Source organism: Ensifer sp. PDNC004 (assembly GCF_016919405.1).
GTDB lineage: Bacteria > Pseudomonadota > Alphaproteobacteria > Rhizobiales > Rhizobiaceae > Ensifer.
In genome coordinates this window covers 1,340,887-1,356,424 of record NZ_CP070352.1, presented here as the reverse complement: position 1 = coordinate 1,356,424, position 15,538 = coordinate 1,340,887, and the positions used below count along the sequence as shown (strand labels likewise).

Below are 15,538 nucleotides of genomic sequence, written 5' to 3'. Positions count from 1 at the left end.
TCACTTGGCCGGATTTCTGATCAAACGTTTTCTGCAGGCGGTTTTCGTCGTGTTCGTCGTGACACTGACCGTCTCCTATGCCATCCGGTTCACCGGTGACCCCGCGCTGATGCTGGCCCAGGGTGCCGGCAGCGTCACCGAGGAAGACCTCGTGCGCATCCGCGAAGGTCTCGGCCTCAACCAGCCGTTCCTTTCGCAGTACTACGACTTCATCACAGGCATGTTCAGGCTCGACTTCGGCCGTTCGTTCATGGGCGGCACCCCTGTCTCGCAGCTGATCGCCTCGGCGCTGCCAGCCACCATGCTGCTTGCCTTTGCCTCGCTGATCGTCTCGATCGCCATTTCCATTCCGCTCGGCATCCGCGCCGCCGTCGCCCGCGGCAAATGGGCCGACCAGACGATCCGCATTCTGTCACTGATCGGGCTCTCCTTCCCGAATTTCTGGCTGGCGATCATGCTGGTGCTGCTGTTCTCGATCGTCCTGAAATGGCTGCCGCCGAGCGGCATGGACGGTTTTGCGAGCTTCATCATGCCGGCGCTGACCATGGGCATCATCCTGACCGCGACCAATGTGCGACTGGTGCGCACGGCGATGCTCGAAACCCTGCAGTCGCAATACATTATGGTTGCCCGCGCCAAGGGCCTCAGCGAAAGCAAGGTGCTCTACAAGCATGCGCTTCGTAACTGCGCCATCCCGCTGATCACCTATTTCGGCCTGCAGTTCGGCGGTCTGCTCGGCGGCATCGTCGTCGTCGAGCTCGTCTTCAACTGGCCGGGCATGGGCACACTCGCCTTCGATGCGGTCGCCTCGCGCGACTACCCCGTGCTTCAGGCGGTCATAACAGTGCTTTCTCTGATGATCGTGTTCGTCAATCTTCTGGTCGACATCGCCTATGGCCTCGTCGATCCGCGCATCCGGACGGAGTGAGCCGATGACGTCAAAGGCTGCAAACTCCCGCTTTGCCCGTTTCCGCAATCTCGAATTCATCCTCGGTGCGTTGCTTACCGGCGGCATCTGCCTCGCCGTTCTTTTCTCCGGCGTGCTCTTTCCCGGTGGCGTCGACAAGATCGACCTGATGGCGCGGCTGACGCCGCCCTTCGTCAACTGGGCGCATCCGCTCGGAACCGACCCGCTCGGCCGCGACGTGCTTGCCCGTGTCGTCGCCGGCGGCAAGATCTCGCTGCTCGTCGGCCTGACCTCGGTTGCCGGCGCTGTCGTCGTCGGCGTGGTCATGGGGCTCGTCTCGGGCTACTATCGCGGCTTCTGGGACATGATCGTCATGCGCTTTGCCGACGTTCAGCTCGCGCTCCCCTTCATTCTCCTCGCGATCACCTTCATCGCCATCGTCGGCGGCGGGCTCGGCAACACCATCATCCTCTTGATCGTGTCGCAATGGGTACAATATGCCCGCCTCGTGCGCGGCTCGGTGCTGTCGCTGCGCGAGCGGGAATTCATCCAGTCGGCCCGCGCCATCGGCGTGCGCGACTACAAGATCCTGTTCCAGCACCTGCTGCCGAACCTGATCGGCCCGGTCATCGTCCTGATGACGCTCAACGTCGCCAACAACATCCTGCTCGAAAGCAGCCTTACCTTCCTCGGTCTCGGCGTCGATCCGCTGATCCCGAGCTGGGGCGGCATGCTCGCCGACGGTCGTACCTACCTGCAGAACGCCTGGTGGGTCAGCGTCTTCCCGGGCCTTGCGATCCTCTTGACCGTTCTCGGCCTCAATCTTCTCGGCGACTGGCTGCGTGACAGCCTCGACCCAACCGGTAGAACCTCACGATGACGACGATTTTCGAAGGCGCCTTCGAGCGCACGCTCGATACGCTTCTGACCACCTACGGCAAGGAAGCCGCCCGCGGCACCAAGCTCGAAGCCTGGCTGTTCGACGATGCCGCCAGCCGCAAGGCGGCCGAACAGAAGCTCGCAAGCTTTGGCGTCAAGGCGGCGCTCAGGAGCGCCTACAAGCCGCTGCTGCATTTCTTCCTTGAAGAAGTGGATCGCGCGGCCCTCGCGAACGTCATCGTCCGCTATCCCCAGCACGAGGGCGCCCCCCAGAACCGCTTCCTGCTCGAAGCCTATCCGCTCGCAGCCCTCCTCGGCGATGCCGAGATCCACTTTGCGGCCGGTAGCGCCAAAGCCTTCACTTACGATGTCGCGCTGACCTTCCGTGACGGACGGAAGGAGAGCCACGCGGTCTTTGCCCCGAACCGTATCCACACCGATTTCATCGGCGAAACGCTGCTTTCGCCGACGGGCTGGATCCGCCTCGACGAGGGCTGCGACAAACATCGCGAGTGCCACCTCGAGACCGATTACGAGCGGCTGTTTGCCGGTACGATGCAGGCGATCGCCGATCACGCCTGGGGCGACAGCGAGCCCTATTTCGAAGAGCTCAACATCCGCGCCACCCTGCCGATCACCGACTTCCGCCTGCCGGTCGGCGAAGAGGTCATCAGCCTTCGCGAGGCGCTGCACGAGGACTTCTATTTCTCGCTGCTCGAAGTCTTCCAGAAGAAGTCCGGACGTCCGCTCGGCGACCGCGGCCTAAAGCCGGGCCAGATTGTACCGGAAATCGTCTTCGGCGTCGGCAAGCCAACCGTCGTCGTCAAAGTGCTGCCGCTGCAGGCGACCGATGTCGACGGTGAAACCCTGCCGCTTAATACCGCCGAGGCACCGCTGGCGGTGGCGCAGATCCACGCCGAACTCGCGGCGATCGACGGCGAGCCCTTCGAGGCCAAGTCGCGTGCCGGCCGGCCGGTGAAGGCCCGCTACCACAAGGGAACCGACGCCCCTGTGATGATCAGCGGCGGTCAGCACCCGAACGAGACGACCGGCATCGTCGGCGTGCTACGTGCCGCCCAGACGCTTGGCGCCCGCGCCGGCAGCCACTTCACCATCTCGCCGCTCGAAAACCCCGACGGCTACGCCGTGCACCAGCGGCTGCGGTTGGACAACCCGCTGCACATGCACCACGCCGCCCGCTACACCGCCCTTGGCGACGATCTCGAATACCGTACGGGTGCCGCACTCAACGAGCGCGAGATCCGCAAGGAGGCCGAGCGGCTGACGGGCGCGCAGCTGCACGTCAACCTGCACGGCTATCCCTCGCATGAATGGACGCGACCGCTTTCGGGCTACGTACCGCGCGGCTTTGCCATGTGGACCCTGCCCAAGGGCTTCTTCCTGATCATGCGCCACCACGCCGAATGGGAAGCGCGCGCCGAACAGCTGATCGCAGACGTCACCGAGCGGCTCGCCGCCGTTCCTGGCCTGATCGCCTATAACGACGCCCAGATCGCACTTTACGAGACCCATGCCGGCGAAACCGGCTTCCGCATCATCAACGGCTTCCCGTGCATGATCTCGGTCGACGACCGCCACACGGCACCGCTGACGCTGATCACCGAATATCCCGACGAGACCATCTACGGCGATGCCTTCATCGCCGGCCACGAGGCGCAGAAGGAAACGGTGCTCGCGGCCTATGACGCATTCCAGCGGATCATGGCGGTCGCCTGACCGCCACCATCGACCGGCCCACGGCCGGTCCGTGCCGCTGCGTGCCCTTGCGCAGCGGCACATTGTTTGACGATCTGCACCTCGCGCAAGGCGACTTTACTGGCACTCCTCCGATAGCCCGCCGCGAATGCGCGGGCATTCTCTCCGTCCCATCCGAATACCGTAAGCCTCCCCGGTGCCGCATTGTCGGGCACCCGCCCTCGCCGCTAAAAAGGCAGGAAAGGCCGCAACGTTGTTGCAATCCTCGTCCACCAGACGTGAACGAGACACGCCTATCGGATTCGGAGATATTCAATGCGCCTGCTCCTTGTCGAGGATGAGCTGGAAATGGCGGCCGCGCTCAGCGCCGCACTCAGCCGCTATGACATGATCCTCGACCACGCACCGTCGATCGACCATGCAATGGCGGCGCTGGCCAACCAGGTTCACGACGGCATCATCCTCGACCGGCAATTGCCCGATGGCGATGGCCTGTCGCTGATCCCGCGGGTGCGCGCGCTGCGATCGGGTATCCCGGTGATCGTGCTGACGGCGCGCAGCGCCATCGACGAACGGGTACGGGGGCTGGACATGGGCGCCGACGACTATCTCGCCAAACCGTTTGCCGTGGAGGAACTGCTGGCGCGCATCCGCGCCCTGATGCGGCGTTCGCCGGACATTGCGCCGATCACCGCCCGCATCGGCCAGTTGATCTTCGATTTCGAAGGCAGACAGGCCCGCGTCGACGGCCGGGTGCTGGACCTGCCGCGGCGGGAGCTCCTGGTACTGGAGGCATTGGCGCGCCGGCAGGGGCGCACGGTGCAGCGCTCGACGCTGGAAGAATCCGTCTATGGCTATGACGACGAAATCCAGTCCAACTCCCTCGACGCGCATGTTTCGCGGCTGCGCCGGAAGCTCTCTGAAACCGGTGCCGGTGTCGAAATTCACAGCATCCGCGGCGTCGGCTACCTCCTGAGACCCTCTCCATGACGAACGTTTCCACCAACTCGCTGAAGAAACGCCTGATCTGGCAGATCCTGACCTTTCAGGTGCTGCTGCTGATGGCGGTCATCGCCGGTTTCATGGCCTTGCTGACGCGCGCCGATCTCGGCGGCAAGTTCCTCGACGCCGATGCCGCATCGATCGCAGCCGGGGCAATCCGGCCAGATCCCGCGGGTGGATTGACGCTTGTGGAGACGCCGCAACTGCTTGCCATGCGGGCCGAGTCCGCCGATTTCTGGTTCGTCGCGCGGAACGAACGCGGCGAGATGATCCGCAGCGGTCCGGTGCCGGACGCCTATCGCAGCATCGGCGAGCACCTCGACCGCATCGCCTTTGGCGATATGCGCGACAGCATCGAGCCCTATACGCTCTCGTCGATCGTGCGCTCGGTAACCACGGACAGCGGCACCTACACAGTGCTTGCCGGCGGCGGGCGGCTCTGGAGCGCGTCCTTCGCGGTATTCATCCTGGCCAACCTGCTGCTGCTGCCGATCGTCCTGATCGTGGTGCTGATCCCGGCCTTCGCAATTCCGATCATTGTAAGGCGCGCCTTTGCCGGCCTCGCCGAGGTTGTCGACCAGGCCAAGACGATCGATGTCGACCGCCGCGGCGCTCGGCTGCCCGATCATCGCATTCCAGGCGAAGTGCGGCCGCTCGTCGAAGCCTTCAACGGCGCGCTGCAGCGGCTCGATGAAGGCTACGAGCGCCGCCAGCGCTTCATCCTCGATGCCGCGCACGAGCTTCGCACCCCAGTCGCGATCCTGCACACGCGCCTGGAAAGCATGGAGGCCGGCCCGCTCAGGAACCGCCTGCTGATCGATTCCAATCGCATTGCCGGCCTTGCCGAACAGTTGCTCGACCTCGAACGTATCGATCGCGACGGCACGGATTTCTCCACGCTCGACCTGGTATCGCTCTGCCGTGACGTGACGGCAGACCTTGCTCCGCTGGCGCTTTCGGCCGGTTGCGAGCTTTCCTTTGCACCGGGCATCGAGCGCGTCATCGTACGCGGCGATACCGGCGCCATCGAGCGGGCGGTCACCAATCTCGTGCGCAACGCCATCGAACACGCCGGTGGCCTGATCACGATCCGGGTGGAGCGCGGCGGCGTGATCGAGGTTACCGACGAAGGCCCCGGCATCCCGGAACGGGAACGCGCGCGGATCTTCGAGCCCTTCCATCGCCTGCAGCCGCGGGACCACGGCGCCGGCCTCGGCTTGCATCTCGTCAGCGAAATCATCGGCCGCCACAAGGGCCATATCTCCGTTGTCGACGATCCCGCCGGTGGCGCCTGCTTCCGGATCACCTTGCCGACCGGCTAGGTCATGTCTCCGTGGGGCTTATGGTTAACAGACAACTAACAACAAAATCAGCAGCTTAGGAAAGTTGCGCAATGTTGATGCAATCCGCGAGGCCGACAAAGGCGGTGTACCGTCCAAACATGACCATCTCGCCCCGAAGGTGAAGCGCGCATGGGAGGACGCAAGCGCCACCAAGGCGCGTTTCCTATGCACGGAGCAACAAAATGCGGCAGTCCAGCAAGCTTTCCATCTGGTCGGGTCTTACCCTCCTCGCCCTCTGCGGCGCACAATCGTCCCGGGCGGCTGATTTCTCCGCCCCCACCTATCAGGACCCGCCAGCCTTCAGCTGGAGCGGTGCCTATGTCGGCGCCCATGGCGGCCTTGGCTTTACCGGCAGCCCCAACCCGTTCGCCGACCGCAACGGCGTCGCACTCGGCGTCCAGGCCGGCTACAACATGCAGGCCGGACCCGGCATCGTCGGCGCGGAAATCGAAGGCTCCTATCTTGGCGACACCGAGCACAAGGTCAATGGCGGCAAGCTCAAGGAGAAATGGCGCGGCGCGATCAAGGCGAAGGCGGGTCTCACCTTCGACCAGACGCTTGTCTACGGCACGGCCGGTTATGCCATGACCAGCTACAAGAAGGGCGGCGACGTGCGTAACGACGTCGGCTTCAAGGGCGGCTATCTGCTCGGCGCCGGCGTGGAGCAGGCCTTTGCCGGCGGCCTCTCCGCCAAGCTCGAATACAACTACATCACGACGCCCGATGTCCGCACCTACACGAGTTCCGGCTCCAGCGAGAAGGACATCAACAGCCACGTCATCAAGGCCGGCATCAATATGCGTTTCTGACGGGTCAGGCGGTTTGTGGCGGCGCTGCAACGTTCCTCCCAGCAGCGCCCCGACAGATCGATGCCCCTACCTTGATCACTCCGCCGCTTCCCGCGCCGATCGCTCGGGCGTCGCCAGCCGACGCCAGATCGGCGCCATGGCGGCGGCGATCTCGCCGTAAAGTGCAAAGCGCCTGTCGTAATGCGCGGCGAGTGCCGGGTTCGGCCGGTAGTGACGCTCGGCCTTGACCATCGCCGCCGCACCGGCGGAGATATCAGCGAAAAGGCCGATGCCGGCGCCGGCCGTGATCGCCGCACCGAGCGCGCCGGTCTCGCGCGAACGGGCGACGGTGACCGGCACGTCGAGCACGTCGGCGAAGATCTGTGGCCAGATCAGGCTGCGCGATCCGCCACCCGAAAGGACCGCATCCTCGAAGCGCGCGCCGGCCGCGCGCAACGCCGCGATATGCTGGCGATGGCCGAAGGCGACGCCTTCAAGCAAGGCGCGGACCAGATGCCCCTTGCCGTGCCAGCCTGCAACGCCGTAGAAGCCCGCCCGCGCGTTGCCATCCTGCTGCGCGCCATAGAGGAACGGATGATAAAGCGGATCATCCGCGGCCGGCGTGATCTCGGCGGCCAGCTGGCAGCAGAGATCGAAGGGCGACCGGCCGTCCTTGCCGTCATGCGGGAAGAGTTCGCGCACCAGCCATTCGAGATTGGCGGCCGATGTCGCACTCGCCTCGATCGCCATGTAGCGCTCGCGGTCGAAGGTCGAAGACATGAAGAGCGGGCGCGAAAGATCCGGCTGATCGATGATCACCTGGTTGATGCTCCAGGTGCCCGCGATGATCGAGGCAGCGCCTGTGCGGGTGACGCCTGAGCCGATCGCCGAGGCGACCACATCGAAGAGCCCACCGACCACAGGTGTTCCGGCAGCCAGACCCGTCTGCGCCGCCGCCTCCGCGGTGACGCGTCCGACGATATCGGCGCTTTCGGCGAGATCGGGCAGCAGCGCCATGTCGTCGCCGAGACCATAGGCCTTCATCAAAACCGCATCGTAGCGCCGACCGGCGACATCGAGCAGACCCGCGCCGCTCATGTCCGAGACGTCGCTGACGCGCGCGCCGGTCAGGCGATTGACGACGAAGTCCTTGCAAAGAAACACCGTGCCGATCTTTGCAAACTGCTCCGGCCGATGGCGCTTCAGCCACGCAAGCAGTGTCGGCGTTTGGGACGGCCAGGGCTTCTGTCCGGCGATCGGATAGGTTCGCTCGCCGACACCTGCGGCCTGCCACTCCTCGACGAGGCCAGCGGCGCGCGTGTCGAGCGACTGGATGCCGACAAGCGGTTCCCCGTCTCGATCGAGCGCATAAAGTCCGTTGCCGTGCCCGGCGCAACCGATCGCGGCGATCTCGCTGGCATCTATGCCGGCGCGCTCGATGCAGGCGCGGATCACCACCTTGGCATGGCTCCACAGTTCGCCGAGCCCACGCTCGACGTGGCCGGGCATCGGCACGTGGCTGTGTCCTTCTTCCGCAGCCATCGCGATCTCGTTGCCGTCGCGATCGAAAAGTACCGTCTTGATCACGGTGTTTCCAGCATCGATCCCGAGCAGATATTTACCCATTGCCGAACCCCTCCCAAGGTCCATAATTCCTTTGCCCGAACGCCGCCGGTGTCCTCACAGCGGCAGCGTTCCTCTTGCGCCGGAGCATCGCTTATGAAGCGGTTCCGGCTGAGCGATTTCAACCGCGCTGGTAGAGCGCGTAGGCTTCTTCGCCGCTGACATCCTCGTGGATAATCGCCATCAGGCCGCGCACGACGGCGCTCGGATTGGCGTGCTGGTAGATGTTGCGCCCATAGACCATGCCCATTGCGCCCTGGCGCATCAAGGCCGCCGATTTTTCAAAGACGTTGCGCAGATCCTCCTTGCCGCCGCCACGCACCAGAACCGGGCAGCGCGCCGCCTCGACGACCCGATGGAAATCCTCGGCGTTGGTGGTCGGGTCGGCCTTGACGATGTCGGCACCCATTTCGCGCGCAAGCCGGGTCAACGTCACGATCTTCTCGGCGTCGCCATCGACCATGTAGCCGCCATGCTCGGTGACCGGCTGCATCACCAGCGGCTCGATCATCAACGGCATGCCGTACTTGTCGCAATCGGCCCGCACGCGCGAGATGTTGGCGACGCATTGGCGGAAGAGATCGGGCTCGTCCGGCAGCATGAACAGGTTGACGACGACGCAGGCCGCATCCATCGCCAGCGCGCCGATCAGCGGCTCGGCTTCGTTCTGCAGCACGGCCCACATGTGCCGGTGGCGGATGCGGTTATAGGGATTGCCCATGTCGAGGCGCATCACCAGCGCCGGCTTGTCCTTGCCCGGCACCTCCTGCAACAGATCCGACTGGCCATAGTTCATCTGGATCGCATCCGGCGCGGCCGCAACCAAGGCCTTGACCACTGCGGACATGTCTTCCAGCCCGTTCAGGAAGGACGGTTCGTTGCAGACGCCGTGGTCGATCGCCACGTCGAGGCAACGTCCACCGCCGAACAGACGGTTCATCCGGACCTTGCTGTTGTTTCGCATAATGCACTCCTTTGTTCGTTCCGTACGGATAGGGTTTGCTCGTCGACGCCATGGCGCTCGGCGAGAAAGGTAAGAAATCGCTTACGCTCGGCAGTGACACGTGGCGGCGACCATTGCCTTTCGATGGCAAGCAGAGCGAGCACCGCGTCCACTATGTCGAGCGAGAGCGCGCCGGTGATTGCAAGCGTCGTGCGGCGCAGCAAAAGGTCGTCGAGGTGTTCGGCGGCTTCGCTGCGGATCAGATATTGCAGCTCGCGCGCGGAGTAATCCGGGTGCGGCAAGGCATGGTCGGCACCGCCGGCGATGAAATCGGCGACGTCGCGCGCGCCCGTCCCATAGCGGACAAAAAGCACGCGCAAGCGCTCCCGCGAAAGCCCGGTGGCTGCTGCAACATCATCGATCCACCGGTCGCGGTCGGCGGGATAGTGCTGCCCGCCACCGATGGCGCGCTCGCCAGTGCTGACGCGGCGCTGCCGTCCAAGCCGTTCCAGGGTGAGGTCTGCCGCCATTTCGCCGAAGGAGCGGAACGTTGTCCATTTGCCGCCGATCATGCAGAGCACCGGCGGGCCGCCGTCGGCGCTCTCCACGAAGGTGCAGAAATGGTCGCGCGGGATGCGTCCGGTAAAGCTGTCCTGGCTTGCCGGCAGCGGCCGGACACCCGAAAACTGGAAGACCACCTCTTCCGGTCGGATCCGGATATCGGGCAGGACGAAGGCGAGCGACTGCAGGATGTAGTCACGCTCGTCGGCTTCGCAGCGCACGGTTTCGGGATCATCGACACGAATGTCCGTCGAGCCCACCAGCACTTTGCCGAGATAGGGAAAGAGGATGCAGATGCGCCCATCCTCGTTCTCGTAGTAGATCATGTGTCCGTCGAGCGCGTCCATGAGCTTGGCATTGTCGATGATCAGATGCGAACCCTTGGTGCCGCCCATCAGCGGCGCCGGCTTCGAGGTCGAGGGGAACAGCGCGCCGTTGGCGATGTCGATCCAACCGCCGGTGGCGTTGATGATGAGGCTGGGCTCGATCGCAGCGACCGCGCCGGTGACACCGTCCTTCAGTTCGTAACGTCCGGGTGCGGCCAGGGTCAATTCCGTGTAGTTCAGCGCCTGGGCGTGAGAACCGGCTGCAAGGCCGTCCTTCAAGAGTTCGATGCCGAGGCGCTCCGGCTGGCTGACCCAGGCGTCGTAATAGGTGGCGGAACTCTTGATGTCAGGGTTGAGCGCCGGCCAGCGGGCAAGCGTGGCGCGCCGCCCGCGAAAGGCGTGCTTGGGCATCAGCGCCCGCTTGCGCGTCAGGAAATCATAGATACCAAGGCCCATCTTGACGGCGATGGCACCGCGGCGGCTTGGCCGGCGTGTCAATCCCAGGAAGCGCACCGCGCCATTGGCAAGGCCCGAGAAGATGTCGAAGACCGGCACGGTCGTCGGCAGCGGCGCCACGTAATGCGGCGCGTTCTTCAGCAGCCGGTCGCGCTCGACCAGCGATTCCCGGACCAGGCTGAACTCGCCATTTTCGAGATAGCGAAGCCCGCCATGCACCATGCGCGACAGTGCCGCACTGGCGCCAGAACAGTAGTCGTGCTTCTCGACGAGCAGCACGTTCACCCCTTGCAGCGCCAGTTCACGAAAGACGCTGAGGCCGTTGATGCCGCCGCCGAGGACGCACACGTCCACCTTCGGGCTCTTGGCGAGCCCGTTGAAAATCTCTTCCCGGTTCATGATGGCAGTCCGTTAGCTGTCCATGTTGACGAGCGTCGCGGCGATCGCCGCGTCGATCCCCTTGAGATCGTCTTGATCGAGCCGGATCGTCCCGGCCCGTGCATTATCGAGTGCCTGCGCCGGATTGCGCGCGCCACACAGAGCGAAAGTCACGCCCTCCTGCGCAAGCGTCCAGGCGATGACGATCTGCGCGATCGTCGCGCCATGTTTCTCTGCGACCGGCCGGATCGCCTTGGCAAAGGCCGCGACCTTTTCGCGGTTGCGGACCGAAAGGCGCGGATTGTCGCGCCGCTGGTCGTCGCCGGAAAACACCCGCTCCGGTCCGATCCCGCCGGAGAGAAGCCCGAGCGCCAGCGAGGAGTAGCTCAGCGTCGCAACACCGTTGCGCCGCGTCAGCGGCAAAAGCTCCGCCTCGATCTCGCGATCGATCATGCTGAAGCGCTCCTGGATGGCATCGAGCCCGCCGATCGCGATGTACTGTTCCAGCTCGCCGCGCCCGACATTGCTGGCGCCGATTGCCCGGATTTTGCCGGCTTGGCGCAACTCCTCGAGTGCAGCCATCGTTTCCTCGATCGGCGTCGTCGGGTCCTGCCAGTGGGTGATGTAGAGATCGATGTAATCGGTGCCGAGCCGCTTCAGGCTCTGCTCGACTTCATGGTGGATGGCATCGCGGCCGAGGTAGCGATGCACCGGCTTGCCGTCCTGATCGAAGAAGTGCCGCCCCTTGTCCGTATGCCAGACGAGGCCGCATTTGGTGGCGATGATTGCCTTGTCGCGGCGGCCGGCCAAAGCCTTGCCGACGATTTCTTCGGAGCGGCCGAGGCCATAGGCCGGTGCCGTATCGATGAGCGTCACGCCGGCGTCAAGCGAGGCCTGGATCGCTGCGATCGATTCCCGCTCGTCCGTTCCGCCCCACATCCAGCCGCCGATCGCCCAGGTGCCGAGCCCGACGGCCGAAGTCGTCACGCCCGATCGGCCGATCTCCCGCATCAATTGATCCCCGCTCATGCCAGAAGTCCCTTTTCTTGTGCCATGGCGAGCACGCGCTCGCCGGTCGCCTCGTCCGTCACCAGCGTGTCGAGGTGGTGCCCCCGCATGACGCTGAGGATCGGCCCGGCCTTGTTCGGTCCGCTCGCCACGCCGATCTTCGTCGGGATCGAGGCGAATTCCTCGAGCGTCAACGACACCAGCGAACGGTTGAGGCTGTAGTCACAGACCTGGCCCTTATCATCGAGCAGATGGGCGAGCAGCTCGCAGCTTGCGCCAGAGCGCTCGATCGCCGCCCGGTCGGTGCTCGAGGACGGGTGCAGGTCGTAGTAACTCGAATCGTCCGAAAGGATCGAACCGATGCCGACGACCGCCACCTTCGCCTCGCGCGCCCGTCCGAAGACATCGGCCACCGAGCGCATATTGATCAGCATCGCCCGCTCGGCGGCACTGTCTGCAAAGAGCGGCGCGTGGATCTGGAAGGACCGCCCGCCAAGCCGATCCGCCATCATCGTCGAGACGTGGTTCACATCCGTATAGTGCTTGCCCTGAACGCAGCCCGTTCCGGGGATAACCTCGACATCGAAGCGTCGCGGCGCCTGCAGCCCGGCGACAACGGCGCTGACGCCCTTGCCGCCGGTGATGCAGATGGTGTCGCCATCGCCGATCTCCTCGAGCAGCAGGCGGGCTGCCGCCTCGCCGACCGCCTGGAGCGCGGTCTGCTGGTTATCGGAGACGGTAGGTACGACGATCGCCCGGCGGATGCCGCCGATCGCAAGCAGTTGCTCTTCCATGTCGACCAAGGGTTCGATCGGTGACTTGATCTTGATCTCGACCAGACCGAGCTGGCGGCCGCGCTTGATCAGCCGGTTGACGGTCGGCTGCGAGATGCCGAGGCGGTCGGCGATCTGCGACTGGGTCAGCCCTTCAAGGAAGTGCAGGACGAGCGCCTGGTGCATCTGCCGCGCGACGACGAGTTCTTCTCGCGCGGTTGGAGCCTGGGACAAAATGGGTTTGGCAATCGGCATGGTCAGGCTGCCTTCCGCTTGTGCAGCAAGTGGTCGATGGAAACGGCAGCCAAGAGAATGCAGCCTTTGATCATGTCCTGCCAATAGACGGAGACGTCGAGCAGGATCAACGAGCTGGTGACGACCGATAGCAGGGCCATGCCGAGGATGGCGCCGAGGATGGTGCCGGAGCCGCCGTTGAGCGAGGCACCGCCGATGACGGCTGCAGCGATGATGTTGAGCTCCATGCCGACGCCGAAGGTGGGGGTCGCGGCACCGAAGCGCGACATGTAGATGACGCCGGCGACACCTGCGAGCGTCGAGCACAGCACCGTCACCCAGAACTTCACCTGCTTCGTCTTGATGCCGGAATAGAGCGCGGCCTTCTCGTTGCTGCCGGTATAGAACACCTTGCGGAAGGCCGTCGCCCGGCGCAGCAGGAAATCGAAGAGCACGACGACGGCGACGAAGATCAGGATCACGTAGGGCACGCCGTGGAAGGTGCCCTGCCCCACCGCCTTGAACGACGCCGGCAGCGTGAAGAGCGACAGCGGCGTGCCCTTGGTAATCACGAGGCAGAGGCCCCGCACGATTACCATCGCCGCCAGTGACGTGATGAAGTGATTGAGCCCGACGACGGTGACGAAGAAGCCCATGATCATGCCGATCATGCTGCTGGCGAGGATACCGACCAGCGAGGCCGTCCAGGGATCGACACCGGCGAGGAACAGCGAGCCGGCCAGCACCATGGCGAAGCAGACCACCGAACCGACCGCAAGGTCGATGCCGCCGACGATGAGCAGGATCGTCATGCCGACGACGACGATGCCTTCGACCGAGAAGCTCATCAGCATGGCGCGCATGTTGCCAAAGGTGAGGAAGTGCGGCGAGGCAAAGCTCATGACGATGCCGAGCGCCAGGATGATGGCGATCAGACCCGCCTCGCGCATCGTGCCGATGCGTTTCCAGGCCGGCGCCTGTGCTTGCGTTGCAACCATCGTATCAACAGCCATTTCCGCCTCCCCGGCTCTGTCAGTTCTTTCAGGCGACATGATCCACCATCCGGCCAGCCTCGGCCGTTTGCGTCACCCCTGAGGCCAGGCGGATCACCGCCTCCTCACTCATGTCCGTATCATCAAGCTCGCCGGCGATCGCGCCTTCGCGCACCACCAGCACACGGTCGCAAAGTCCGAGCAGTTCCGGCAATTCCGACGAGATCACCACGATGCCGATGCCGGTTTCGGCGAGCTCTCGCAGCAGCCGATGGATTTCGGATTTGGCGCCGACGTCGATACCGCGCGTCGGCTCGTCCATCAGGATCACTTGCGGGCGAACGGCAAGCTGCTTGGCGATCGCCACCTTCTGCTGGTTGCCGCCCGACAGCGACGAGACGGGCATATCGATGCCGCCCATGCGCACGCCGAGCCGGCGCACGAAATCGCGCGCGAGATCAGCCTCGGCCCTGGAATTCAGCAATCCGAGCGGCCCGGTCAGCGTCTTCAGGTCAAGCACGGAAATGTTCTGGGCGATCGACAGGTCGACAAAGACGCCGGAGCCCTTGCGATCCTCCGAGAGGTAGACGATGCCGGCATCGACCGCATCGCGGTAATTGCCGATGCGCTGCGGCTTTCCGCGCAGCGCAATCTCACCCTTCGACTTGGCCCTGAGGCCACAGATTGCTTCGGCAATCTCGGTGCGACCGGAACCGATCAGGCCGCCGATGCCGAGGATCTCGCCGCGCTTCAGGTCGAAGGAAACGGTGTCGATGCGGTCGCCGTCGCTCAAGGCCCGGACCGAGAGAATGGTCTCGTCTGAGCGCGCCTCCGGCGCCTGCTTTTGCGGATAGAGCTGGCTGATCTCGCGGCCGACCATGCGGCGCACCACGTCGTCGGCCGTCACGTCAGTGATCTTCTCGGTGACCACATGGCGGCCATCGCGAAACACAGTGACGCGGTCGCAAAGCGAGAAAATCTCGGCCATGCGGTGGCTGATATAGATGATGGAAATACCCGCGGCCTTGAGATCGCGGATGATGGCGAACAGCGCCTGCGCCTCGGCTTCCGTCAGCGCCGCGGTCGGCTCGTCGAGGATCAGCACGCGGCAGTCGAGCGTCAGCGCCTTGGCGATCTCGACGAGCTGCTGGCTGGAAATGGCAAGGTCGGCGACCTTGCGGCGAACGTCGATCGGCGCCAGCCGATTCATCACGACCTGGGCTTCGCGTTCGAGCGCGCCGTAATTCATCAGCGGTGAACGCCGGCGGTTGGTGGCTGCCATGAACATGTTTTCCGCCACCGTCGCATCCGGGCAGAGCGCGATTTCCTGGTGGACGAGGCCGATGCCGAGCGTCTGGGCGATGGCCGGTGAGGCGATCTTCACGGGCGCTCCATCGACCAGCACCTCGCCGTCATTCGGCTGCAGCACCCCGGCAATGATGTTCATCAGCGTGGATTTGCCGGCGCCATTTTCGCCGCAGAGTGCGTGGATCTCTCCCCGCTCGAGGCGAAAATCCACCTCCGTCAGCGCCTTCACCGCACCGAAATGCTTGGTGACGCGCCGGACCTCCAGAACCGGTTGTGCTGTCATGCTGTCCTCCACCCGCAG

13 protein-coding genes are annotated in these 15,538 nt (G+C 64.5%); 6 read left to right on the top strand and 7 right to left on the bottom strand.

Annotated features, from left to right (window positions below; translation table 11 throughout):
- Positions 1-4: 4 nt before the first annotated feature.
- The 6 genes from JVX98_RS06035 (at position 5) to JVX98_RS06010 (ending at position 6,656) form a co-directional block, all read left to right on the top strand.
- Positions 5-928, top strand: a complete 924-nt coding sequence (locus JVX98_RS06035) for an ABC transporter permease (protein WP_192450263.1) — start codon at positions 5-7, stop codon at positions 926-928.
- Positions 929-932: 4 nt separating this feature from the next.
- Entirely contained in the window at positions 933-1,787 is an 855-nt protein-coding gene (locus tag JVX98_RS06030) for an ABC transporter permease (RefSeq protein WP_077963156.1), read from the top strand.
- A complete protein-coding gene (locus JVX98_RS06025; protein ID WP_205236144.1) occupies positions 1,784-3,523 on the top strand; it encodes a M14 family metallopeptidase in 1,740 nt (579 codons plus the stop codon). The genes JVX98_RS06030 and JVX98_RS06025 overlap by 4 nt, the downstream gene beginning before the upstream one ends.
- Before the next feature lie 294 nt (positions 3,524-3,817).
- Complete coding sequence (locus tag JVX98_RS06020) at positions 3,818-4,492, top strand: response regulator transcription factor (RefSeq protein WP_060521968.1); 675 nt, start codon at positions 3,818-3,820, stop codon at positions 4,490-4,492.
- Entirely contained in the window at positions 4,489-5,826 is a 1,338-nt protein-coding gene (locus JVX98_RS06015; RefSeq protein ID WP_205236143.1) for a HAMP domain-containing sensor histidine kinase, read from the top strand. The genes JVX98_RS06020 and JVX98_RS06015 overlap by 4 nt, the downstream gene beginning before the upstream one ends.
- A gap of 203 nt (positions 5,827-6,029) precedes the next feature.
- On the top strand, positions 6,030-6,656 hold the full coding sequence (locus JVX98_RS06010; RefSeq protein WP_205236142.1) for an outer membrane protein: 627 nt from the start codon (positions 6,030-6,032) through the stop codon (positions 6,654-6,656).
- A 75-nt stretch (positions 6,657-6,731) separates the two neighbouring features.
- On the opposite strand, the gene JVX98_RS06005 is transcribed toward JVX98_RS06010, so the two are convergent.
- The 7 genes from JVX98_RS06005 to JVX98_RS05975 all read right to left on the bottom strand — a co-directional run bounded on the left by JVX98_RS06005 (position 6,732) and on the right by JVX98_RS05975 (position 15,520).
- Positions 6,732-8,261 carry an FGGY-family carbohydrate kinase gene (locus JVX98_RS06005; RefSeq protein ID WP_205236141.1) on the bottom strand — a complete coding sequence of 510 codons (1,530 nt, stop codon included), beginning with the start codon at positions 8,259-8,261 and terminating at the stop codon, positions 6,732-6,734.
- 118 nt (positions 8,262-8,379) lie between these two features.
- Positions 8,380-9,222: a class I fructose-bisphosphate aldolase gene (locus JVX98_RS06000; protein WP_205236140.1), complete on the bottom strand. Its 843-nt coding sequence runs from the start codon at positions 9,220-9,222 to the stop codon at positions 8,380-8,382.
- Positions 9,195-10,943, bottom strand: coding sequence for a glycerol-3-phosphate dehydrogenase/oxidase (locus JVX98_RS05995; protein WP_205236139.1), 1,749 nt, complete (start codon positions 10,941-10,943; stop codon positions 9,195-9,197). Before JVX98_RS05995 ends, JVX98_RS06000 begins: the two co-directional genes overlap by 28 nt.
- 12 nt (positions 10,944-10,955) lie before the next feature.
- Positions 10,956-11,951: an aldo/keto reductase gene (locus JVX98_RS05990; protein WP_205236138.1), complete on the bottom strand. Its 996-nt coding sequence runs from the start codon at positions 11,949-11,951 to the stop codon at positions 10,956-10,958.
- A complete protein-coding gene (locus JVX98_RS05985; protein ID WP_043622624.1) occupies positions 11,948-12,958 on the bottom strand; it encodes a sugar-binding transcriptional regulator in 1,011 nt (336 codons plus the stop codon). Before JVX98_RS05985 ends, JVX98_RS05990 begins: the two co-directional genes overlap by 4 nt.
- A gap of 2 nt (positions 12,959-12,960) precedes the next feature.
- Positions 12,961-13,950, bottom strand: a complete 990-nt coding sequence (locus tag JVX98_RS05980; RefSeq protein WP_192450236.1) for an ABC transporter permease — start codon at positions 13,948-13,950, stop codon at positions 12,961-12,963.
- A gap of 28 nt (positions 13,951-13,978) precedes the next feature.
- The gene (locus tag JVX98_RS05975) at positions 13,979-15,520 is read right to left on the bottom strand and encodes a sugar ABC transporter ATP-binding protein (protein ID WP_205236137.1); all 1,542 of its coding nucleotides are present in this window, start codon (positions 15,518-15,520) and stop codon (positions 13,979-13,981) included.
- Positions 15,521-15,538 lie beyond the last annotated feature (18 nt).